At 60.2% G+C, this 22578-nt stretch carries 17 protein-coding genes and 1 pseudogene; 12 read left to right on the top strand and 6 right to left on the bottom strand.

What is annotated here, in order from left to right; translation table 11 throughout:
• Positions 1–100 precede the first annotated feature (100 nt).
• From NW843_RS02375 to NW843_RS02365, 3 genes are read left to right on the top strand one after another with little or no spacing between them, the layout of a single operon-like run.
• Positions 101–1930 (top strand): proline--tRNA ligase, encoded by a 1830-nt coding sequence (locus NW843_RS02375; protein WP_414522009.1) that lies wholly within the window; start codon positions 101–103, stop codon positions 1928–1930.
• Between the two features lie 21 nt (positions 1931–1951).
• A complete protein-coding gene (locus NW843_RS02370) occupies positions 1952–2569 on the top strand; it encodes a hypothetical protein (RefSeq protein WP_414522008.1) in 618 nt (205 codons plus the stop codon).
• 18 nt (positions 2570–2587) lie between these two features.
• Positions 2588–2875 (top strand): hypothetical protein, encoded by a 288-nt coding sequence (locus tag NW843_RS02365; protein WP_414522007.1) that lies wholly within the window; start codon positions 2588–2590, stop codon positions 2873–2875.
• A gap of 81 nt (positions 2876–2956) precedes the next feature.
• Here NW843_RS02365 and NW843_RS02360 read toward each other — a convergent pair whose 3' ends face one another.
• Both NW843_RS02360 and NW843_RS02355 read right to left on the bottom strand, forming a co-directional pair.
• Positions 2957–4006 (bottom strand): hypothetical protein, encoded by a 1050-nt coding sequence (locus NW843_RS02360; protein WP_414522006.1) that lies wholly within the window; start codon positions 4004–4006, stop codon positions 2957–2959.
• A gap of 350 nt (positions 4007–4356) precedes the next feature.
• Positions 4357–4842 carry a hypothetical protein gene (locus NW843_RS02355; RefSeq protein WP_414522005.1) on the bottom strand — a complete coding sequence of 162 codons (486 nt, stop codon included), beginning with the start codon at positions 4840–4842 and terminating at the stop codon, positions 4357–4359.
• 178 nt (positions 4843–5020) lie between these two features.
• Between NW843_RS02355 and NW843_RS02350 the strand changes: the two genes are divergently transcribed.
• Positions 5021–5155 (top strand): hypothetical protein, encoded by a 135-nt coding sequence (locus tag NW843_RS02350; RefSeq protein WP_414351941.1) that lies wholly within the window; start codon positions 5021–5023, stop codon positions 5153–5155.
• A 407-nt stretch (positions 5156–5562) separates the two neighbouring features.
• Here the strand turns inward: NW843_RS02350 and tkt are convergent, their stop codons facing one another.
• On the bottom strand, positions 5563–7563 hold the full coding sequence (gene tkt / locus NW843_RS02345; RefSeq protein WP_414522004.1) for a transketolase: 2001 nt from the start codon (positions 7561–7563) through the stop codon (positions 5563–5565).
• Between the two features lie 174 nt (positions 7564–7737).
• Between tkt and lipA the strand changes: the two genes are divergently transcribed.
• Together lipA and NW843_RS02335 are read left to right on the top strand one after the other, a co-directional pair.
• Positions 7738–8631 (top strand): lipoyl synthase, encoded by an 894-nt coding sequence (gene lipA, locus NW843_RS02340; RefSeq protein ID WP_414522003.1) that lies wholly within the window; start codon positions 7738–7740, stop codon positions 8629–8631.
• Positions 8632–8722: 91 nt separating this feature from the next.
• Entirely contained in the window at positions 8723–9862 is a 1140-nt protein-coding gene (locus NW843_RS02335; RefSeq protein ID WP_414416441.1) for a DUF389 domain-containing protein, read from the top strand.
• A 17-nt stretch (positions 9863–9879) separates the two neighbouring features.
• Here NW843_RS02335 and NW843_RS02330 read toward each other — a convergent pair whose 3' ends face one another.
• Both NW843_RS02330 and ppsA read right to left on the bottom strand, forming a co-directional pair.
• A complete protein-coding gene (locus tag NW843_RS02330; RefSeq protein ID WP_414522002.1) occupies positions 9880–11154 on the bottom strand; it encodes a dihydrolipoamide acetyltransferase family protein in 1275 nt (424 codons plus the stop codon).
• A gap of 81 nt (positions 11155–11235) precedes the next feature.
• The gene (gene ppsA, locus NW843_RS02325) at positions 11236–13701 is read right to left on the bottom strand and encodes a phosphoenolpyruvate synthase (RefSeq protein ID WP_414522001.1); all 2466 of its coding nucleotides are present in this window, start codon (positions 13699–13701) and stop codon (positions 11236–11238) included.
• A 337-nt stretch (positions 13702–14038) separates the two neighbouring features.
• On the opposite strand from ppsA, the gene NW843_RS02320 reads away from it, so the two are divergent.
• From NW843_RS02320 to NW843_RS02295, 6 genes and pseudogenes are all read left to right on the top strand, one after another.
• A complete protein-coding gene (locus tag NW843_RS02320) occupies positions 14039–14992 on the top strand; it encodes an RluA family pseudouridine synthase (protein ID WP_414424341.1) in 954 nt (317 codons plus the stop codon).
• A gap of 290 nt (positions 14993–15282) precedes the next feature.
• Complete coding sequence (locus NW843_RS02315) at positions 15283–16461, top strand: transaldolase (protein ID WP_414522000.1); 1179 nt, start codon at positions 15283–15285, stop codon at positions 16459–16461.
• 50 nt (positions 16462–16511) lie between these two features.
• Positions 16512–17993 (top strand): annotated as a pseudogene (locus NW843_RS02310) (cobaltochelatase subunit CobN); the annotation flags it as partial.
• Positions 17994–18043: 50 nt separating this feature from the next.
• Positions 18044–18355 (top strand): DUF2605 domain-containing protein, encoded by a 312-nt coding sequence (locus NW843_RS02305; protein ID WP_041436371.1) that lies wholly within the window; start codon positions 18044–18046, stop codon positions 18353–18355.
• Positions 18355–18618: a DUF2973 domain-containing protein gene (locus NW843_RS02300; protein ID WP_414521999.1), complete on the top strand. Its 264-nt coding sequence runs from the start codon at positions 18355–18357 to the stop codon at positions 18616–18618. The genes NW843_RS02305 and NW843_RS02300 overlap by 1 nt, the downstream gene beginning before the upstream one ends.
• Before the next feature lie 65 nt (positions 18619–18683).
• Entirely contained in the window at positions 18684–19109 is a 426-nt protein-coding gene (locus NW843_RS02295; RefSeq protein WP_414521998.1) for a GerW family sporulation protein, read from the top strand.
• Positions 19110–19114: 5 nt separating this feature from the next.
• Here the strand turns inward: NW843_RS02295 and NW843_RS02290 are convergent, their stop codons facing one another.
• Positions 19115–22546, bottom strand: coding sequence for an AAA family ATPase (locus NW843_RS02290; RefSeq protein ID WP_414521997.1), 3432 nt, complete (start codon positions 22544–22546; stop codon positions 19115–19117).
• Positions 22547–22578: the final 32 nt, after the last annotated feature.

Raw genomic sequence — 22578 nt, 5'->3', positions numbered from 1 at the left:
TGCCGGTCAGGCCTGTGTTCTCGGGCAGGGGATCCCAAACAGGGCGGGAAAGTTTGAGCTGATCGTGCGAGCGGGAGGAGTCCTCAGAGGGAGGGAAGGGATGCAACAAAGCCAGAGACTGAGCCAGATGCTGTTTGTCACGCTGCGGGAGGATCCCGTCGAGGCCGAGTTGCCCAGCCACAAATTGCTGCTGCGGGGCTGCTTTATCCGGCGGCTCTCCCCAGGGATCTACACCTATCTGCCGCTCCTCTGGCGGGTGCTGCAAAAGATCTCGGAGATCGTTCGCCAGGAGATGAACGCCATCGGTGGGCAAGAGTGTCTGCTGCCCCAGTTGCAGCCGGCGGAGATCTGGCGGGAATCGGGGCGATGGGATGTGTACACCCAAGCCGAGGGGATCATGTTTGCCCTCAAGGACAGGCAGGGGCGGGAACAGAGCCTCGGCCCCACCCACGAAGAGGTGATCACCCTGCTGGCCCGCGACCTGATCCGTTCTTACCGGCAATTGCCCCAAACCCTCTATCAGATCCAGACCAAGTTTCGGGATGAGATTCGGCCCCGCTTTGGCCTAATGCGAGGGCGGGAATTCATCATGAAAGACGCCTATTCCTTCCACGCCAACGAGGAAAGCCTGCGCCAGACCTACCAAGATATGTACCGAGCCTATAGCCGCATCCTCAGGCGCTGTGGGCTGGAGTTTCGCGTGGTGGATGCCGATGCGGGGGCAATCGGGGGTCCATCGGCGGCCTCGCAGGAGTTTATGGTGCTGGCCTCTGCGGGAGAAGATGAGATCCTCTACACGCCCGATGGCTCCTATGCTGCCAATGTGGAAAAGGCTGTCTCCATCCCGCCGCCAGCGGCAGAGTCTCCCTACACCGCCTTCCAGGTTCTGGATACGCCGGGAACCGAAACCATCGAGAAGCTGGCCGCTTTCCTAAAAATCTCCTCTACCCTGATCGTTAAAAACGTCCTCTACCAAGCCCTCTACGACAACGGCCTGCGGGTGGCAGTGCTGCTCAGCATCCGCGGGGATCAAGAAGTCAATGAGGTCAAACTGGCCAACCACCTCAGCCGCCTGGCAGAGCGCTACCAAGCCAGCAAATTGCTCAAGCTCGCCTTGGCCGATGCCGAGATCCAAAACAGTTGGCAGGGGGATCCCATCCCGGTGGGCTACATTGCCCCCGACTTGCCGGATAGCTGTCTGGGCCGGCAAAAAAACCTTGCCCCCCAGATCCTGCGCTTGGCCGACCAGACGGCAGCCCTGCTGCAGAACTTCGTAACCGGCGGCAACCAGGTGGGGCAGCACGTGGTGGGGGCCAACTGGGGCGAGCAATATCCCCTGCCGGAAGTGGTGGATGTGCGCAAGGCACAGGCGGGGGATCGGTGTTTGCTCAACCCCGACCAGATCCTGGAAACGGCCCGTGGCATCGAGATCGGCCATATCTTTCAGCTAGGCCTCAAGTTCTCGCTGCCAATGCGGGCCACCTTTACCGACGAACAGGGATCCGAGCAGCCCCTCTGGATGGGCTGTTATGGCATTGGGGTATCCCGCTTGGCCCAGGCGGCGGTGGAACAGTCCCACGATGCCAACGGGATCATCTGGCCCGTGGCCATTGCCCCCTATCACGTAGTGGTGGTGGTGCCCAACATCTCCGACGCCGAGCAGATGAGCGTGGCGGAAAAACTGGTGCAAGATCTCGCTGCTGCCGGCATCGAGACCCTCTGGGATGACCGGGACGAGCGGGCCGGGGTGAAATTCAAAGATGCGGATCTGATCGGGATCCCCTATCGCCTCACCACGGGGCGCAGCCTCAAACAAGGCAAGGTGGAACTCAGCGAGCGGGCCAGCGGCCAAGCCACGGAAATTCCCATTGAAGAAGTGGTGACCACCCTGAAAGAGCGGATTGAAGCAGCCCTAGCTGTGCCAGACTGAGCGTGGTTTCTCCTGAACTCCATGCTGAACATCTCCATTCTTAAAGAAGACGAATCCTATACTTTTCGCTCTTATTTTGAGATGCCCTACGAGCCGGATGAAATCTTGGCTCAGTTTGGCTATCGACTGGAAATTGGGGAGTGGACATGGCCTGTTGCCCCTGCGCCGCCGCAAACCCCAGTTTTGAAAGATCGGATCCGACAATTGTTACCTTTGGTTAGCCTCACCAGCGAAACAGCGCGGCGGGAATTGCTGGTGGCTCCTGTGCTGACCGAAGTGGCTCTCCATTGTCGAGTTCCTTTGCGGCTGGAGTATCCCCTGATGGTCAACAATTGGTTGAAGGGCAGCCTCGATTATCTGTTGCGAGGGAAGAACATCCTGCTGGTGGTTGAAGCCAAAAAGGACGATCTAACGCGAGCCTTTGTGCAAATGGCTGTAGAAATGATTGCCCTGGCGCAGGTGGAGCAGCAGGCTCAGATCTACGGTGCAGTGACGATGGGGTCTATCTGGCAGTTCGGACAAATTCTTGCCCATCAGCAGATGATCAAACAAGACTTAACGCTGTATCGAGTACCTGAGGAGCTGGAAACCATTGCCGGCATTCTCACTGCCATGGTCAGCAACCCTAGCCCATCGTGAATTTAGTGACCATAAGTCATGAATCAAAAAACAGTCTGGTTTGCCCTGAAGTTGATGCTGGCTGCCGCCGGAATCAGCATAGCCATCAAGTATGGTGGCCCTTACTTGGCCTTGCCGGAGCAAATGCCAGTGGTGGTCGTGATGATCGTTTTGCCCACCCTGATCGTGGCCGGGATCCTGTGGCGCTGGCAAATGCAGTCTCCTCTATCCAAAACTCCCCTACAAGCCGGCAAGGGATCCCTGGGAATTGAAGATGATAGAGCCTTCACCCCCAGCTCTTCTCCCAGGGGAGAGAGGGAAGTCTGAACTGCTGGACATGCCAGGATTTCCAGATCCCCTGATGGGTGGGGGGAAGTCTATCGGGATGGGCTGGGATCCCTTGAACCCCTACTGCTGGGTAAGGCGCAGGGTTACCGTTGGGCTGGTTTGGTTGCCGGAAGTGGCCGTGAGATTCACCTGATACACCGTGCCAGAGGCCGGAATGGGAGGCCGAACGGTGATGGTGAAACGGCCCTGGGCATCTGCCTGCACCGTTTGGTTGGTCACGGTCTGTTGGGCGCTGATGATGCCGCCCAGAGAGGTCGAAGCCGTTACATTCACCCGCACCGAAGCATTGGGAGCTGTAGTGCCCTGCAGCGTAAACGAAGAACCGGAAACCCGATCCCCATCCTGCAGGTTGGTGATTTGAGGCAAGAGGGGGCTGGGGGCGCTGACCGTGGCGGAAACCTCTTGGGTGGTCAGCCGCTGGATGCCCCCGGTGGCCCCTTCGATCAGGCGGGCCGGTTGTTCGGCGGTCATGAAGCGCACTTGGCCACCATTTTCCAAGCGGGCGACGACGATCCCTTCCCGGGTGGTATCTTTCGCCTCGATTAGGGCGTTCACTACATAGGTGCCGCTGGAAACTTCCTGAGCCGGCAGGGTTTGCACTTGCCGTCCATCCTGGATGAGGTAAACCGTCACCCGGCTGGAAGGAGTGCCTTTGACGGTAACCAGCAGGATTTCCCCGGCTGCCAAGGGGCGACTGCCGGCATTGTGATCCACCAGGTCGATGGAAGCGCGGACAGGGCTACCCACGGTGAAGCTCCAGGTCACGCGGCGGGTCACCCCCTGGGTATTGGTGAACTCCAGCAAGACTTCCCGACGCCCCGGCGGCAGAGGTTGGGCAGGGCGATAGGTGAAGAAATCGCGGGTGATCACCGACTGGGACGTGACATCTTGACCATCCACAAAAACCCTCACCGTTTCCGGGCGCACGCTGACGCCATCTTGGCTGCGGAAAGAAGCCGAGATTGGGGAGGTAGGTTCAACATTGGTGGCCGCTTGAGCTGGGCTGGGATCCGTAATTTGCTGAGCCCTTGCAGGCAAGCTCGACAACCCCACAACCGCAGCACCGATCACCAAGGCCCGGGGAAACCAGGAATACAAGTTATCGCTCATGAGACCATCCAAGAAAAAGATAGAGTACAGACAGACTACACAGGCAACAAGCCCAGAGAAAGGCTAAACAGAGTCCGGCAGAACATCGGCCTCGATATCCTGTTCATATCCTGTTCGAATCCTGTCACAGGGGATGGCCCCTGTCGATACGCCTAAGCCTCTGATCGGCTCTCCAATAGACTCAATCCCAGCGTCAAAACCGGGCAAAGTCAACTGCCATCTACCGTGTGGGATCCCATGTCCATCCTGGCAAAGGCCAGAAGATGACTGTAGGTGAGGATGTAAGGGATCCCTTTGAAGGATTTGACTTAACTTGTGTTCGATGGGTAATCGATGGGTATCAGCTCATCTCAATTCACAAAAATAGCCCCTGTCGCTTGCAGATCGAGGCAGTGGTCGCCGGAGACATCGTTGACCAGCCGCACCTCTACGGTGATCACATTCAAGGGATCCACGCTCACCTGGTAGCCCACAGGAGCCAACATCGGCGTGTTGATGGCCATGCAATTGGGGATCAACAGGTTGCTCAGGCGCAACGTTTCGCCGGCAGGCAGTTCCGAGACCTTCTGACGGGGATCGGTAAAGCCGTATTCCAAAGGCAGACCTGTGCGATTGCGGATCACCAGCTCGGCAGGTAGGTTGGGGTTAAAGCGGGCTACCGGGCGATCGAAGACCGATTGATCGACACCCACAGGCAGGCGCGGCAACGGCACGGTTTGGAAGGTAGGCTGAGCGGCAACCCAGAGGGATCCCTGCAACAACCCTCCGCCAACCCAGCCGCCCAGCAGAGTCGCCAACGTCAAAACCATTCTTTTGCTCCGTTCTGCATAGCTCATGGCTTTCGCCTCAGGATGTGCTTCCAGACTGGTGGGAGTTGGATCCCTTGCCTGCTTGTATTGTTCCCAAAAACGGCTGGCCGGGCCAGATGGCTGCTGTTTTTTCCAGGGTATGCCCCAACCAGCTAAGATCCCGTGGGGGGGAAGTTAAGTTAGAGTTGGCAATGCAAAGGGAGGCATGGCCATGCCAGCAGAACCGAAAAAGTCGGAGAAAAACTTCTCGTGGAAGGGCAGTGCCGACGCGGGCCGGGCGCTGACGATTTTGGCTGCCGTGGGAGCCGCGGTGATTTTACTGGCGGGGTTCCTACAGTAGGCAAACAGTAGGCAAAGCTGTTTGTGTCTGCAGCCGGCACAAGCACCTCAGCACGGCAGCGGAAGCCAAAGTTTCTTCTTCAAGGCGATTTCAAGGCGATGGTGGCAGCCTGCTCGACTTCCAACTTGCCTTCAAGGATCATCCCCGCCATGGTTGAAGATGTCCTCAAGGCAAAGGTGTTGTCTGCGGGGCAGGAAGCCGCCCTCGACTGCGTTCTCCGCCATGGCTGCCCTACAGAAAGAAGCAGATCCGGATGCTTTGGAAGTCCTGCTGATTGGTTGATGCGAGGTTCGCTACGCCTGTCCGGGTCACGCCGCTGGGCAGCAGGCTCAACAGGGAAAAAAGCCCAGCAGAGAAGGGATCCCTGCTGAGCCCCTTGAAGGCGCCGAGGAAGGGGTAAAGTGCCCTCAGCCCAGCAGCCGGCGGGCAGTGTTGACCACGTTTTCCACCGTGAAGCCGAACTTCTCCATGCACACCGGGCCGGGGGCAGAGGCGCCAAAGCGGTCGATGCCAATGGCCACCCCCTCAAACCCCAGGTACTTGTGCCAGCCGAAGGTGCAGCCTGCCTCGACGGAGACGCGCTTGGTGACGTTGGGGGGCAGAACGGAATCGCGGTAGCTCTGGGGCTGGGCCTCAAACAGCTCCATACAGGGCATAGAGACCACCCGCACCGCCCGGCCTTCCTGCTTTAGTTGGGCTGCAGCTTTCACCGCCAGCTCCAGTTCAGAGCCGGTGGCGATCAAGATCAGCTCTGGATTGGGGGCATCCACCACCACATAGGCCCCTTTGGCTACGCCTTCAACAGAGGTGCCTTCCACCGGGTTGACGGCTTGCCGGGTGAACACCAGCACAGAAGGGGTGGTCTTGGCTTCTAGGGCCACCTGGTAGGATCCCACCGTTTCGCGGGCATCTGCCGGGCGCAGCACATAGAGATTGGGAATGGCCCGCAGGGAGGCCAAAGTTTCCACCGGCTGGTGAGTGGGGCCATCTTCTCCCAAGGCGACGGAGTCGTGGGTCATGACGTGCAGCACCCGCACCTGCGAGAGGGCGGACAGGCGGATGGCAGGCCGCATGTAGTCGGTGAAGATCAAAAAGGTGGCGTCGTAAGGGATGAGACCTCCATGAAGCGCCATGCCGTTGGCAATGGCTCCCATGCCGTGTTCCCGCACCCCAAAGCGGAAGTTACGCCCCTCGTAAGAGCCGGCCTGAAACTCTGGGATCCCCTTTAGATAAGTCATGTTGGAGTGGGCGAGATCTGCGGATCCCCCCAGCAGTTCCGGCACCGCTTTGGCCAAGGCATTCAGACAAAACTTGGAGAGGTTGCGGGTGGATTCTCTGCCGGTTTCGGCAATGGGGGCCAGCGCTTCTTTCCAGCCCACCGGCAGCTCCCCGGCCATGATGCGCTTGAACTCGGCGGCCTCTTCGGGGTAAGCCTTCTCGTAGGCGGCGAAGCGCTCGTTCCACTCGGCCTCGGCCTTGGCCCCTTTTTCGATGGCCTGGCGGAAGTGGGCCAGCACCTCGTCGGGAATGTAAAACTCCGGCTCCAGAGGCCAACCCAGGTTTTGTTTGGTGAGCTTCACCTCTTCCGGCCCCAGGGGTGCCCCATGGACGCTCTCGCTGCCGGCCTTGTTGGGGGATCCGTAGCCGATGGTGGTCTCGACAATGATCAAAGAAGGCTTGTTGGTGACTTCCTTGGCTCTCTGGATGGCCTCGGCGATCCCTTTCAAGTCGTGGTTGCCGTCGTCTACCTTTTGCACATGCCAGCCGTAGGCTTCATAGCGTTTGCCCACATCTTCCGTAAAGGCGATTTCTGTGCTGCCGTCGATGGAGATGTGGTTGCTGTCGTAGAGCATGATCAGCTTGCCCAGTTGCAGGTGGCCGGCCAAAGAAGCTGCTTCGGAAGCCACCCCCTCCATGTTGCAGCCATCCCCCAAGATCACGTAGGTGTAGTGATCCACAATGGTGTGGCCGGGCTTGTTGAAGCGGGCGGCCAGATGGGCCTCGGCAATCGCCAGCCCAACCGCGTTACCCACCCCTTGCCCCAGCGGGCCGGTGGTCACCTCCACCCCCGGAGTTTCAAAGTTTTCCGGGTGGCCGGGGGTTTTGGATCCCCACTGGCGGAACTGCTTAATGTCCTCCAGGCTTACATCAAAGCCGGTCAGGTGCAGCAGCGCGTACTGCAGCATGCAGCCGTGCCCCGCCGAGAGCACAAAGCGATCCCGATCCACCCACTTGGGGTTGCGGGGGTTGAACTTCATGAACTGCTGCCACAACACATAGGCCATGGGTGCTGCTCCCATCGGCAGGCCAGGGTGGCCGGAGTTGGCCTTCTGAACAGCATCCACCGCCAAAAAGCGAATCGTGTTGATGGCAAGTTGTTCCAGAGAGGGAGGAGCAGCAACAACCATGTGGGATCCCTATCGCTCGACATTTGCTTTCCAGTATGCCGTGTTTTGGGTCTTGCTTCCGAGGCGCTAGGGATCAATTGGGCCGGGAAATTGGCTTTGTCCAAATTCAAGGGGGCCAAATGGCAGGCTAAGCTGAGTGATACCGTCGCCGCTGTTTTGTGTTGGAGCACTTCTTTGACCGTTGTTTCTTCTTCTCCTGGCGGCAAACCCTCCTGGCTGCGGGCCAAGGCCCCTCAACGGGTGGGATCCGTCAAACAACTGCTGCGGGACTTGGGCCTAAACACGGTTTGCGAAGAGGCTTCCTGTCCCAACTTGGGGGAGTGCTTCGCCAACGGCACCGCCACCTTTTTGATCATGGGCCCGGCCTGTACCCGCGCCTGCCCCTACTGTGATATCGACTTCACCAAACGCCCCCTGCCCCTGGATGCCACCGAACCCCGGCGGGTGGCGGAAGCAGTGGAGCGCTTGGGGTTGCGCCATGCGGTAATTACATCAGTGAATCGGGACGACCTGCCCGATGGGGGAGCCGGCCAGTTTGTTGCCTGCATTGCGGAAATCCGCCGCCGCATGCCCCAGACCACCATCGAGGTCTTGATCCCAGACCTATGTGGTAACTGGCAGGCGCTGCAGCAGATCTTGGCCGCCCGACCGACGGTGCTCAACCACAATACCGAAACGGTGCCCCGCCTCTATCGCCGTGTACGCCCGCAAGGGAACTACGAGCGCTCCCTCAAGCTGTTGGAGTTGGCACGGCAATGGGATCCTGGCCTGTACACCAAGTCGGGGGTGATGTTGGGCCTGGGAGAAACTGCCGAGGAGATCTTGCAGGTGATGCGGGATCTGCGCCGGGTGGGTTGTGACATCCTCACGCTCGGCCAATACCTGGCGCCCAGCCCCAAACACCTGCCGGTGGAGCGCTACGTTCCCCCCGAAGAGTTCGACCATTGGCGACGGGTGGGGGAAGAGCTGGGCTTTTTGCAGGTGGTGTCCTCCCCTCTCACCCGCAGCTCTTACCATGCCGAGGCCGTACAAGATTTGATGCGCCACTCTCCCAAAGGGGGATCCTGAGTAGCGGCTCTCCACCAAGTTAGACTGCTGAAAGCCCGAGGCTGGTGTGTTCCTGACACCGCCAAGGAGACCCAAGACCGGGAACCCAATCATGGATATGAACAGGATCCCTCCTTCTACTAGCAGCAGCTCAGAAACCGGCTTGGTTCCCTCACCCCAGGGTTGGCCACAGCCTCTCCGCTGGCGGCCACCACTGGTCACTCCAGAAGAATATGCCGAGTTGATGGTGGGATTGATGCGGGAGTCTCGCCTCAGCCTGAACTACTTGATGTTGGTGCTCGGCTCCTGTGTGATTGCCACGTTGGGGTTACTGGCCAATAGCCCGGCCGTGATCATTGGGGCGATGATCGTGGCTCCTTTGATGCTGCCGATTCGCGGCATGGCCATGGGGGCTTTAGATGGGAATGTGGTCTTGTTTCGTACAGGCATCCTGTCTTTGACCGTGGGAACTGGTATTGGGGTGGGGGTGTCTTTCCTGCTGGGGTGGTGGGTAGGTCTTCCCAATTGGGGCAGCGAAATTTTGGCCCGCACTCAACCCAACCTGTTGGATTTGGGAGTGGCGCTAGCAGCAGGGGGAATTGGCGCTTTTGCTAGGGTGCGCAAAGAGATCGCCGACAGTTTGGCAGGGGTTGCGATTGCTGTGGCCTTAATGCCGCCGGTGTGTGTGATTGGTTTGGGACTGGCCTATGCCGACTGGGAGATCAGCCTAGGAGCAACCCTGCTCTATTCCACCAACCTGTTGGGGATTGCCCTGGCTTGCATGGTTACGTTTTTGCTGATGGGCTACGCCCCCTTGCACAAGGCCCGTTCTGGATTGGTGTGGATGTTCGGTTTGGTGATGGTGTTGCTGGTGCCGCTGGCAGCCAGTATGACTCAACTGCTGTATCAATCTCGGTTGGAATGGGCGCTACGAACCGCCTTGCTAAACAGAACCATCACCTTCCAACGGGTAACCCTATTGCGCAGCGAGTTTAACTGGGTGGTCAATCCCCCAGAAGTAGTGCTGTCGGTACGAGCAGACGAGCCGGTTACCCCCAGGCAGGTGACTTTGCTGGAGGAATTTGTGGCGGCGGAGGTAGGTCGCCCCTTTACCCTGATTTTTCAGGTGGTACAAGACCAAGAGGTGCGCCGAGAAATGCCTGCCCCAGAAGAGCCTGAGTCGGATCCCGAGGTTAACCCTACAGAGGCAACTCTTTCCCCACGACCGAGGGGGATTATTCCCCCCTACTGAATCGCCGGGTGGGCTTGCTACAACGTCAGGGATCCCACATTTTGTTCTAACAACTGGGCCAGATCCTGCAGGAAAGCCGCCGCATGAGCCCCGTAGATGACACGGTGATCGCAGGTGAGGTTCACCTGCATTTGGGAACGGATGGCAATGGCTTTTTCCGGCGTCGCCACCACCGTGGGGCGAGAAGCGCCGATGGCCAAAATGGCCCCTTGGCCAGGCGGCAAAATGGCGTCGAAGCGATCCACCCCAAACATGCCCAGGTTGGAGAGGGTGAAGGTGCCGCTGGTGTACTCCTCTGGCTGCAGTTGCTTACGCCGCGCCCGCTCCACCAGATCCTTCCAGCGGCGGGAGATCTCATACAGATCCAGCCGGTTGGCTTGCTTTAGGACAGGAGTGATCAGCCCGCCATCCTCCATGGCCACCGCCACCGCGATGTTGATATCGGCTTTGTAGTGGATCCCGCCTTCTGTGTAGCTGGCATTCAGAAGGGGGTGCTTCTCCAGGGTCAGGGCCACCGCTTTGACCAAAAGGGCCGTCAGGGTCACCCCCTTAGGCTTTACCTGTTGGTAGAGGTGATCCAAGTTGTCGGTGGTGATGGTGTAGCCGACGTGGAACACCGGCACGCCAAGGCTGGCGTTCATATTGCGCACCACCGCCGCTTGTAAAGTGCTGAGGGGAACCGTTTCTCCCAAGGGGACAGCCGCAGGAGTTGGGGACGTAGGGGCTGGAGCAGAGGGGGCAGCCACTGCAGGAGCGGAAAGGGCCGCTGCCCGCTCCACGTCTTCAGCGACGATGCGACCATTGGGGCCAGAGCCGCGCACGGTGCGCAGATCGATCCCCAGGCTCTCCGCCAATTTTTTCGCCCGCGGGGAAGCCACGATCCGCTGGGATCCGGCGCCATCCGATCCATTTGGCAGTGTAGAGGTGGGGGTTGCCGCAGGGGCAGGACTTGTCGGCTGAGCTGCAGAGGCGCGGTCTGCGCTAGGTGGAGCCGCAGGGGTAACGCCAGCAGCGAGGGCCTTGGCTTTTTCCTGAGCTTGGGCCACTTCTGCCTCGCTTTCGGCAATCAGGGCGATGGGGGCGCCCACCGGGGCTGATTCCCCTGCCGGCACCAGGATGCTGGCCAGGATGCCGCTGTGGAAGGACTCCACGTCCATGTCCGCTTTGTCCGACTCCACCACCAGGATGTTTTCTCCTTTCTCCACGCGGTCGCCGGGGTTCTTAAGCCAGGTGACGATCTTGCCCGTTTCCATGGTGGAGCTGAGGGCCGGCATGGAGAGTTCGTGGATCATCGATGGGGATGGGAACACAGCAGAAGAGATTGTAACTCAGGAGACGGGATCCCCGCGCACGTCTCTGGGCCGGCTTTGGGCTCACCGGGTGCCAGCCGCTTCTGCTTCGGCCACCACCAGCAGGGTTTTCAACAGGGAATCGGGGTTGAGGCTGATGGAATCGATCCCCGCCTGCACCAGGAAGCGGGCGAAGTCGGGGTAGTCGCTGGGGGCCTGCCCGCAGATGCCGATCTTGCGGCCATGGCTTTTCACCGTCTGGATCACCTGGGCGATCATCCGCCTGACGGCCTCGTTGCGCTCGTCAAAAAGGTGGGCCACCAGGGCTGAGTCGCGATCCAGGCCCAGAGTGAGCTGGGTGAGGTCGTTGGAGCCGATGGAGAAGCCGTCGAAGATCTGGCAAAACGCGTCGGCCAGGATGACGTTGCTGGGCAATTCACACATCACGTACACCTGCAGGCCGTTTTCTCCCCGCACCAGGCCATGGCGGGCCATCTCCTCCAGCACCTTGTGCCCCTCTTCCGGCGTGCGGCAGAAGGGGATCATCAAGATCACGTTGGTCAGGCCCATCTCATCCCGCACCCGTTTCATGGCCCGACACTCCAAGGCAAAGCCCTCGCGGTAGCGGGGATCCGTGTAGCGGGAAGCCCCCCGCCAGCCGATCATCGGGTTTTCCTCGTGGGGTTCGTAGCGGGATCCCCCCAACAGGTGGGCATACTCGTTGCTTTTGAAATCCGACAGCCGCACGATCACCGGCTTGGGGTAAAAGGCGGCAGCAATGGTGGCCACCCCCTGGGCCAGCTTGTCCACAAAGTACTCCGGCTTGTCGGCATACTGGGCGGTGAGCTCTGCCAGGCGCGGCTCCTCTTTCACCGCCTGCTCGTAGTTGAGCAAAGCCAGCGGGTGGACCTGAATGTGGTTGGCAATGATGAACTCCAGCCGCGCCAGCCCCACGCCATCGCAAGGGATCCCGCTGAGGCCGAAGGCTTTTTCTGGGTTGCCCACATTCATCATCAGCTGGGTGCGGGGACGGGGCAGCTCCTCCAGCGGGATCTCCGTCACCTCATAGGGCAACAGGCCCGGGTAGACCCGCCCTTCTTCCCCTTCAGCGCAGGAGACGGTGATGGGATCGCCAGAGTGCAGCACCTGCGTGGCGTTGCCGCAGCCCACAATGGCCGGGATCCCCAGCTCGCGGGCGATGATGGCCGCATGGCAAGTTCTGCCCCCCTGGTTGGTGACGATGGCGCTGGCCTTTTTCATGATTGGCTCCCAGTCGGGATCCGTTTTTTCGGTCACCAGCACCTCGCCGGCCTGAAACTGATCCGAGCGGCGCACATCCAAAATGACGCGGGCTGTGCCCTGGCCAATGGCCTCGCCTACGGCCCGTCCCCGCACCAGAGGCTCGGGCTGCGCCCCAGGCTGGGTGAAGCGATAGGTGGTCAGCTGGTTGGCCCCTTTTTGCGACTGCACCGTTTCGGGGCGGGCCTGCACGATAAACAGCTCCCCGGTGAGGCCATCTTTGGCCCACTCGATGTCCATGGGGGTGAAGCGGCCCCGCAGCGCCGAGTAGTGCTCTTCGATCAGGCAGGCCCAGCGAGCCAGCTCCAGGACTTCCTCATCCCTGAGGGCATATTGCTTGCGCAGGCTTTCGGGGACAGCCACGTTTTTGGTGGAACGGGATCCCCCCTCGTCGTAGACCAGCTTCAGGGCCTTGCTGCCCAGCTTGCGGGAGAGGATGGGGCGCAGTCCCTGCTTGAGGGTGGGTTTGAAGACCACGTACTCATCGGGGTTGACGATCCCTTGCACCACGTTTTCCCCCAGGCCGTAGGCGGCGGTGATCAGCACCGCATCTTTAAAGCCGGTTTCTGGGTCGATGGAGAACATCACCCCCGAGCAAGCCAGATCCGAGCGCACCATCTTCTGCACCCCCACCGAGAGGGCTACTTGAAAATGGTCAAAGCCCTTGATCTGGCGGTAGGAGATGGCCCGGTCGGTAAACAAGCTGGCAAAACAGTGGTGACAGGCATTGAGCACTGCCCGCACTCCACGCACGTTCAGGTAGGTCTCCTGCTGGCCGGCAAAGCTGGCATCCGGCAAGTCTTCTGCCGTGGCACTGGAGCGCACCGCCACATCGGTGTCGGGGCCGTAGCGCTCGCACAGCTTTTGGTAGGCTTCGGCGATGGCCTGCTCTAGCTGAGGGGGGAAGGGAGTTTGCAAGATCAAGGTGCGGGCAGCCTTGCCCCGCTCGCGCAAATTTTGGACATTCTCAATGTCTAAGTCTTTGAAAATCTCCTGCAACTTCTCCTCTAGGCCCGCAGAGGCGATGAACTGGCGATACGCATGGGCGGTGGTGGCAAATCCTGTCGGCACCTGGATCCCCTTTGAGGTGAGCTGCTGCAGCATTTCTCCCAAGGAGGCGTTTTTCCCGCCCACCTGGGCAACGTCCCGCAGCCCCACCTCCGTCAGGGGCAAGACCAAAGGCGGCTCTGAGCCAAGCTGGGGTTGAGAGGGTTGCTGAAGCTGGGATCCCCTGGTTGCTCCATCCGACATGTCTTACCTCCTTCTTAGATCCATTGAGCGATCCATTGAGCCAACGCCAATTGCTGGGGTGTGCTGTGTTGTCGGCTTGGGATCGCTCCCGGCTCTCCTATGCCAACACTCGGCCCAACTCATTCTTGGTGGGCCATAACCTCACTCTAGTCAGGATTTTCTGCCCCTTAAAATTGCCCAGGGATCCCCCCAAGAAGGCTTAGAAGGCGATGAGACAAGGCAGATCCCCCCACCACCTGCCTGCGGAAGTTGCTGCAAATCTTCGACCTTTTTTACTCAGTGCAAAAGTAGCCGGGCTGCCACAATGGTCAAAGAAGGCAATTTGGGCAACAACGGCATGGAGGGCCACAAGGAGGCTGCAGCAGACATTCGCCAGATCAGGGTGACGGAAAAACAGCAGGGCTTGCGGCTGGATCGAGGATTGGCAGAGCAACTGCCGGAGCTGTCGCGGTCGCGCCTGCAGCAGCTTATCCGCCAGGGCCAGGTTTGGCTCAATGGGCAGCCCTGCCGGGATAAGGATCGCGCCTTGCAAGCTGGGGATGAAGTCGAGGTGCGGATCCCGCCAGCCACCCCGACTGCCCTGCAGCCGGAGCCGATCCCCTTGGACATTCTTTACGAAGATGACGATTTGCTTGTGATCAACAAGCCCCGCGGTTTGGTGGTGCACCCCGCCCCCGGCCACGCCAGTGGCACCCTGGTGCACGCCCTGCTGGCCCACTGCCCCCATCTTTCAGGCATCAACGGCGAGCTGCGTCCAGGTATTGTCCATCGCCTTGACAAAGACACCACTGGTGCCCTGGTGATTGCCAAACACGATCAGGCCCACCAGCACCTACAAGCCCAGATCCAGGCCAAAACCGCCCGGCGCATCTACTTGGGGGTGGTGTTTGGCCGCCCGGCCCAAAGCCAAGGCACCGTCTCTGCCCCCATTGGGAGGCACCCGGTGGATCGGCAGAAAATGGCCGTCCTGACCCCTGGCCAAGGGCGAGTGGCGGTAACCCACTGGCAAGTGTTGGAGCGGCTGGGCAACTACACCCTGATGCAGTTTGAGCTGGAGACCGGGCGCACCCATCAAATTCGGGTGCATGCTGCCCACATGCGCCTACCCATTGTCGGGGATCCCCTCTACACCCAGAGCAAAACCAGCCCTGTTAAGCTGGGCGGCCAAGCTCTCCATGCCTGGAAGCTCTCCTTTGTTCACCCGCGCACAGGCCAGCCGCTGCAGTTTACCGCTCCCCTGCCGGAGGAGTTTGAGCGGCTCTTGCGGCAGTTGCGCAGCCAGGCGGGCTAGGCAGCCTCTGGGGTTTCCCCCTTGCTTTGCCTGGTCATTGCAAACGGCTGTGGAACAGCTGGTTGGTTGATCCCCAGCTCCCCTCGCCCGCAAGGGGTGAGGGTCAGCGGCGAAGGGTCTTCATCTTGTTTGAAACGAGTATGCCCAGTTGTCCCCACACCCGTGGGGGTGAACCCGGCCAGAGAAGAGAATTAAGACAATCTCATGTCTACCGGGATCCCTGAATGGGATGGGTAACACTGAAACTAGGTCGCAGAAGCGGCGCGTAGCGCAATCTCAAGGAGCCGAACATGAGCAAGAGCTTGCTGGAGCAATTGCGACAGATGACTGTCGTGGTCGCCGATACGGGTGATATCAACGCCATCGAGAGCTTTAAGCCTCAAGATGCCACCACCAACCCCTCATTGATCACGGCTGCAGCCCAAATGCCTCAGTATCAGGGCATTGTCGATGAGACCTTGCTCAAAGCTCGCCAAGAGGTGGGATCCAAAGCTGAGCCGAAAGCCGTGGTGGCCCATGCCATCGATCAATTGGCGGTAGCCTTCGGCGTGCGCATTTTGTCCATCATCCCTGGGCGTGTCTCGACGGAGGTGGATGCCCGCCTCTCCTACGACACGGAAGCTACGGTCGCCAAGGCCCGCCATCTGATCGAGCTGTACAAGGCAGCAGGAGCGGATCCCAGCCGGGTGCTGATTAAAATTGCCTCGACTTGGGAAGGGATCCGGGCTGCCGAGATCCTGGAGAAAGAAGGGATCCACTGCAACCTTACCCTGTTGTTTGGCTTGCACCAAGCCATAGCCTGCGCCGAAGCGGGGGTGAAGCTGATCTCGCCCTTTGTGGGCCGCATCTTGGATTGGTACAAGAAACACACGGGCCGGGAGAGCTACCCTCCTGCCGAAGATCCGGGGGTGCAGTCGGTGACCCAGATTTACAACTACTTCCGCAAATACGATTTTCCGACGGAAGTGATGGGGGCCAGCTTCCGCAACATCGGGGAGATCATCGAGTTGGCCGGCTGCGATCTTCTCACCATCTCACCGGCGCTGCTGGCGGAGCTGCAAAACACCGAGGGTCACCTAGAGCGCAAACTGGATCCGGAAAAAGCCAAGAAAATGGACATCCCGCGCCTGGTGATGGATCGAGCTACCTTCGACCAGATGCACCGGGAAAACCGCATGGCCTCAGAAAAGCTGGAAGAAGGGATCCAGGGCTTCTCCAAAGCGCTGGAGGTGTTGGAAAAACTGCTCACCGAGCGGCTGCAGAAGCTGGAGGGTGCCAAGGAAACCATTACCCACGCCGCCCAGGATGTCTTCCGCCTCTACGACCTGGATGGGGATGGCTTCATCACCCGCGAGGAGTGGATGGGGGCAGATCGCGTTTTCGATGCCCTGGATACCAACCAAGATGGCAAAATTACCCCTGAGGAAATGTTGGTCGGCCTAGGGGCGGCGGTCTATCTGAAGAATTAGCCGCTGGCAGCCGGCCTGGGAAAACCTCAAGGTCTATGGGCGAGAACTTTCGCCACATCGGAGACGGGGTGGCCGCCCTGGAAGCGCAAGCCCGCCGCTGGATTGCCCAGCGGCTGCAAGGGATCCCTTACAATCCGCCACCGGGGCCGACAGCCAGGCAGGTGCTGCATTGGATCGAGACGGATCTGCTCCCTCGCCTGCAGCAAACTCCCCAGGAGCTGGATCACCTGCTCCAGGGGCTAAACGGCGGCTACGTGCCCAGCGGCGCTTCCGGCGCCCCCACCCGAGGCCGGGTGGATGTGTTGCCCACGGGGCGCAACTTTTACTCGGTGGATATCCGCGCCATTCCCACCCCAACGGCCTGGCAAATTGGCGCGCGAGCGGCAGAGCGGGTGGTGGAGCGCTACGTGCAAGAGCAAGGGGAGTACCCCCGTCGTCTGGGGCTATCCGTCTGGGGAACTTCCACCCTGCGCACCGGCGGCGACGATTGGGCCGAAGCCCTGGCCCTGCTGGGGGTGAAACCCCGCTGGGATGGGGGACGGGTGGTGGATATCGAGATCCTGCCCGTGGCCGTTTTGGGGCGTCCTCGGGTGGATGTGACCTTGCGCATTTCCGGCTTCTTCCGCGATGCCTTTCCCAACTTGATTGCCCTGTTTGACCGAGCTGTGCAGGCCGTGGCCGATCTGGAGGAGCCGGAAGCCGATAACCCCTTGCGAGCTCAGGTGTTGGCCGATACTGACTACTGGCAACAGCAGGGGATCCCAACCCAAGCAGCGGCGGAGCGGGCGCGGCTGCGCATCTTCGGTTCCAAGCCAGGGGCCTACGGGGCCGGCCTACAGGGGCTGATCGAGGCACAAAACTGGGAAACAGAAGCGGATCTGGCCCGCGCCTACCTCAACTGGAGCAGCTACGCCTACCGGGCCGATGGCGAGGGAGAGCCGGCCCCCGAAGCCCTGCGGCGGCAATTGGCCCACCTGCAAATTGTGCTCCACAACCAAGACAACCGCGAGCACGACCTGCTGGACTCCGATGACTACTACCAGTTTCAAGGGGGGATGGTGGCGGCAGTGCGAACGCTCCAGGGCCGCAACCCGCGGATTTACTTCGGGGATCACGCCCGTCCCCACAACCCTAAGATCCGCACCCTGGCCGAAGAAATCGACCGGGTCTATCGCGCCCGCGTGATCAACCCCAAGTGGATTGCCGGCGTGATGCGCCACGGCTACAAGGGCGCCTTCGAGATGGCTGCCACCCTGGACTACCTCTTTGCCTACGACGTCACCACCCATGCTGTGCCGGATTTCATGTACGCCGGCCTGGCCCGCGCCTACCTATTGGATCCCCAAGTCCAGCAGTTCCTGCGATCCCGCAACCCCTGGGCGCTGCGGGACATGAGCGAGCGGCTGCTGGAAGCCCACCAGCGGGGCTACTGGCAAGAGCAGGCCCTGGAATTGCTGCCTCAGATCGAAGCCCTGATGCTGGAGATGGAAGCCTACCTGGAATCCCGCTCTCCCGTGGCGAGAGAAGGTTAAGTTCTGCTAAGATTTTTTCATCCAAACCAGTTGTGGAGGGATCCCAGGCCATGAGCAAATCTGAGCTGTTGCGAGAGATTCTGGGGCCACTGTTGGAGGACTACCGCTACTGGTTTGAGCGTTCTCGCCGCTTTTTGCAGGAAGAGACCCTGGAATTGATCAGCCCAGAAGAGCAGCAGTCCTTGCTGGAAGAGGTTTTGGCTGCCCAGGCGGAGCTACAGGTAGCCAAAGCGCTTTATCAGGCCTCTGATCAAGAGGTTGGCATCGACCCTGGGCTGATGGCAAAATGGCATCGCCTGCTTATGAAATGTGCCGAATTGGGCCGTCAATTTCGCCAGATTCACCCCTCCCCCGACCTGTAATGCTGCAGATTCTCTACCTCATCGCTTTTGTGGCCATTGCCTTTTTGGCCCTGCACAACTTGGTTACCAATGTCATCACACTGGGCGTGGAAGAGCGCAAGGCCTCTCCTCGTCGTGCCCGCAAGCGGATCCCTCACCCAGAGCTGCTGGATGAAGATGGCAACCTCACTGAGGAGCCTCTACTGGTGATTCGCTCGGCCAGCTTGGAAGAAGCTCGCAGCCGTTTGGAAGATCTCTATTCCGGCTCGCCGGACGAAGATTAGGGGAGTTTCTTGGGCTTTCTCTCTTGGGCGTGGCTGCACTAGCCTGGGAAGGTACTGCGCGCCATTTGCCCGAGCGTCTGGTGGGCGAGTCAACGGAGATGGGATCCGACTTCAACGTGGAATCGGTGCTGGAGGCGGTGCTCGGCAAGCTGAAGGTTTTGGCGGAAACGGGACAAACCTTTGGTCAGCCGATCACTATTGGTGAGACGATTATTGTCCCTTACATGTCCTTGCATTTTGGCTTGGGTGGGGGAGGGGGTAACTTTGGAAAGACTGCTCCTGGCTGTCGCGGCAACGGCGGGGATCCGGCCAGTCTGTTCGGGGGAGCGGGGGGTGGGGTGCGCATCGAGCCAGTTGGCTTTCTGGTGATCCGAGGCGAGCGAGTGGAGCTGCTGACCACCGTCCAGAAGCCCGACCAGTGGAACCAACTCAGCGAGACTCTGGTGCCCCTGTTGCAGCAGTGGCTGCAAAATCGTGCCGGCAACCCCTGAAGGGACTAGCCGCGAATGGAGAGGCGGGATCCCTGGGGAGAGGGTTGTACCTCAATGCGGCGGGGGAAAGCATCCTGCAGGCTGGGGATGTGGGTAATCACCAAGATGCAGGCAAAGTCCGGGGCGATGGCGTTGATGGCAGCCAGCAGTTGGGCGCGCCCGGTGGCATCCTGGGATCCAAACCCCTCGTCGATGATTAAGGTTTGCAGGTCGGATCCCGAGCGCTGGGTGAGCAGGCGGGACAAGGCCAGGCGAATGGCGAAGTTGATGCGGAAGGCTTCTCCACCGGAGTAAGTCTCGTAGGGGCGGGTGCCGTGGGGATCGGCAATGAGAATGTCGAGGGTGTCATAGGGACTCCGTCCCGCTACGGAGGACAGCTTGGCCGGTGAGCAATAGCGTCGCCCGGAGCGCTGGGTAACCAATTGCAGGTGCAGGCGGTGTTGGGTAAGGCGGGCCAGGATCTGGTTGGCCTGGGCTTCCAGCTCGGGCAGGACATTTTCGACGATCAGGGCGGGGATGCCGTTGCGACCGTAGGCATTGGCCAGCTCTTGGTACACCTGCTGCTGGCGGCGGGCCTGTTGCAGTTGCTGTTCCAGCTCGGCCTGTTCCGCCTGCTGTTGAACCGCCTGTTGTAGCCGTTGTTGGGCGGCCCCTATCTGAGATAGCACCTCATCCAGCCGCCGGCGGTGCTCCCGCAGGGTTTGGCGGATCCCTTCCAGCTGAGCAGGCAAAACCTCGGGATGCTCCGCCAGTTGTTGCTGAAGCCGTTCCAACTCTTGGGTGGCCTGGGCAAAGTGCTGGCGGCTTTCCTGCAGGCGTTGGGATAAGGCTTGGGTGCGGGCTGCCACCTCCGGCAGTTCCTGGCGGGCCACCTGTAGGGCTTGCAGGCGCACCGGCCAGAGTTGCGCTTGGGCCAGTTCGGCTTTCACCTGCTGGTGCAGGGATCCATCGTAGCCCAGGTGGTTTAACGCCTGTTCCACCTGAGCCAACCGCTCCGCCAGGGGAGAATCCGATCGCGCTAGCGGGCCGGAGTCCTTGGATACCGCCTGTTGCAGGGTTTCCAGTTGTGCCTGTAGAGATGCGATTTGCTCGCAGAGGCGAGAGCGGCGCTCTTGGGCCTTGCGGAGTTCTTGAGAGCGGCCCAGGGCCCAGCGCCAGCGCTCCAGTTCTCCCCGTTGTAGAGCGTGCTCGCGCTCGTCATAGCCCAGTTGGTGCAGGGCCTGCTGGATCTGCTGGAGCTGTTGCCGAGCTTCTTGAGCGTAAGCTTCCCGGTCAAGGATTTCCCTCAACTCTGCCGCCTCTGCTTGCCAGAGCTGGATTTGCCGACAGCGCTCCTGCTCGGCTTCCCACTGCTGTTGCAATCGCCCTTGAAGGTGCAGGCGCTCATCCCAAGTGGCCAGTTCTTGGCTAAGACGGCGGTATTCTTCTTGCAAGAGTTCGATCTCCCGGTCGGCCACCGCCAGTTGTTCGCGGATAACAAACAGTTGGCCGGCAATTTCCTCTTGACGCTCGCGGTGTTTTTTCAGCACCACATCCCGCAGGCGTGGGCTGAGGGGACGGGCGCAGAGGGGGCAAGTCCAGTTGCGACGGCGTTGCGGAGCCATAAAGCCGGATCCCTGCGGCTCTGGTGTTGGCGTTGCAGGGGATGACTCGGCAGGTTGACCGGCGGAAGATAGGGCCAGGGATCCCTTCTCTTGTTCGGCTGTCTCCTCGACAAGGGCTGTCACTCTTGCCAAAGTGGGGGTGACCTGATCTCGTTCGCTGCGCGGAGCGCTTTGAGCGGAAAACGCCTCTTGACCTTCATCCCAGCTGGTCACCAACAGGCGGCAGCGTTCTTCCTCCTGTTGCCACTGTTGCTGGAGAACCCGCTGGCGTTCCTGGAGCTTTTGCACGAACAGCCGTCGTTCTTGGACTTTTTCCAACACCTGCTGCTGGTAGAGACGCCGTCGCTCCAGCTCTGCCAAGGCGGCCTCTCCTTCGGCAATTTTCTGCTCCAGTTGCTGCTGCTGTTGGGCTAGAGTTTCCTGGCTTTGCAGTTGCTGGCTGAGAAGCTGAACGCGGGCTTGCAGGCGTTCCCGCTCGCGGCGGATTTGCTCTTGCCAATGCTGTTGCTGCTGGAGAAGGACGGCGGCTTGAGCTTGGGCTTGGTTCAGGGCCTGGAGACGCGCTTGAGCTTGCTGGTAGTGGCGCAGGCCGATTTCGATGCGCTCCTGTTCTGCCAGCAATTGGGCATCGGCTTGGGCCTGGGCTTGGCAGGTGGCCAACTCCTGTTGCAGCCGTTGCATCTTGCGCAGTTGCTGCTGTTGCTGCTCGGCTTGCTGGGCCTGGAGCTTTTGGTGTTCTTGGAGCAGGTGTTGCTGCTGCTCGAAGAGATGGTGGAGATGGCGATCTTGGGTCATCAGGGCTTGGTAACGTTCGTAGCCCGCCAGGACCTCCTCACTCTGGGCAATCAGCTCTTCCAACTGGAGCAGGTGCTGTCGCTGGGCACGCCACTGTTGCTCGGTGTGCTGTAGGTCGGCGCCGAGCTTCCGTAAGTGTTGGGTGAGGTGTTGGTGGCGCTCCTGCAGGATGCAGCGATGTTCGTAGAGGCGCTCTAGGGCTTGCAATTCCTGCTGTTGCTGGGCTAGGAGTTGCTGCAGATGGGTTTGCCGTTGTTGGAGTTGCTCCAGTTCGGCTTGAATTTGGCCAAGGTGGGCCTGTTGTTGGTCAAGCTGCTGCAGGCGCTCTTGGAGCAGATCCGCTTTGAGCTTGGCGCTGCGTGCCCGTTCCCGACAGCGCTCGGCCAGCAGATCGTACTGCCCCAGCTTGAGCATGTCGGCCAAAATTTGCTTGCGCTCGCCGGGACGCTTCAGGGTGAAGGCATCCGCTTGTCCTTGTCGCAGATAGGCAGAGTGAATAAAGGTCTCGTAGTCGAGGCTGAGCTGACTTTGAATGGCCTGTTGGGTGGCGCGCATGCCGCGGCGGGTTAGGCTGCGCCAGCGAGGTTGGCCGTCGGTTTCTCCGGTTTGAATTTGCCACTCCAGGGATCCCTCGCCCGATAGATGACGGCTGCGCAGGATGCGGTAGGTTTGTCCTCGGGAGCGGTAGATCACCTCTACCCAGGCTTCGCTGGCCCCCTTGCGAATGAGATCGCTGTCATTGCTAGCCCGGCTTTGCCCCCAAAGGCCCCAGGTGAGGGCATCGAGCAGGGCAGACTTGCCTGCCCCATTGGGGCCACAAATGCAGGCAGTATGGATCCCACGCAGATCCAAAACGGCATGAGCATAACAGAGAAAATTGTGCAAGGTTAGGCGAACCGGGATCACGGAAAACTCTGAGGGGCTCTGGTTGCCAGAAAAAATGAGGTTGAGCCATTTGATCCAGAGTATCGCGTCAGCGGTGGGGAGCAACAATGAGGAGTGAGAAGTGAGGAGAGAGGAGTGAGGATACTGATACATTCACGCTGAACTCTCCTGAACATGGTTCAGGA

Source organism: Synechococcus sp. R5-12 (genome assembly GCF_047502655.1).
GTDB lineage: Bacteria > Cyanobacteriota > Cyanobacteriia > Thermostichales > Thermostichaceae > Thermostichus.
Note: the sequence above shows the minus strand (reverse complement) of the source record. Positions and strands in the feature narration are given on the sequence as shown.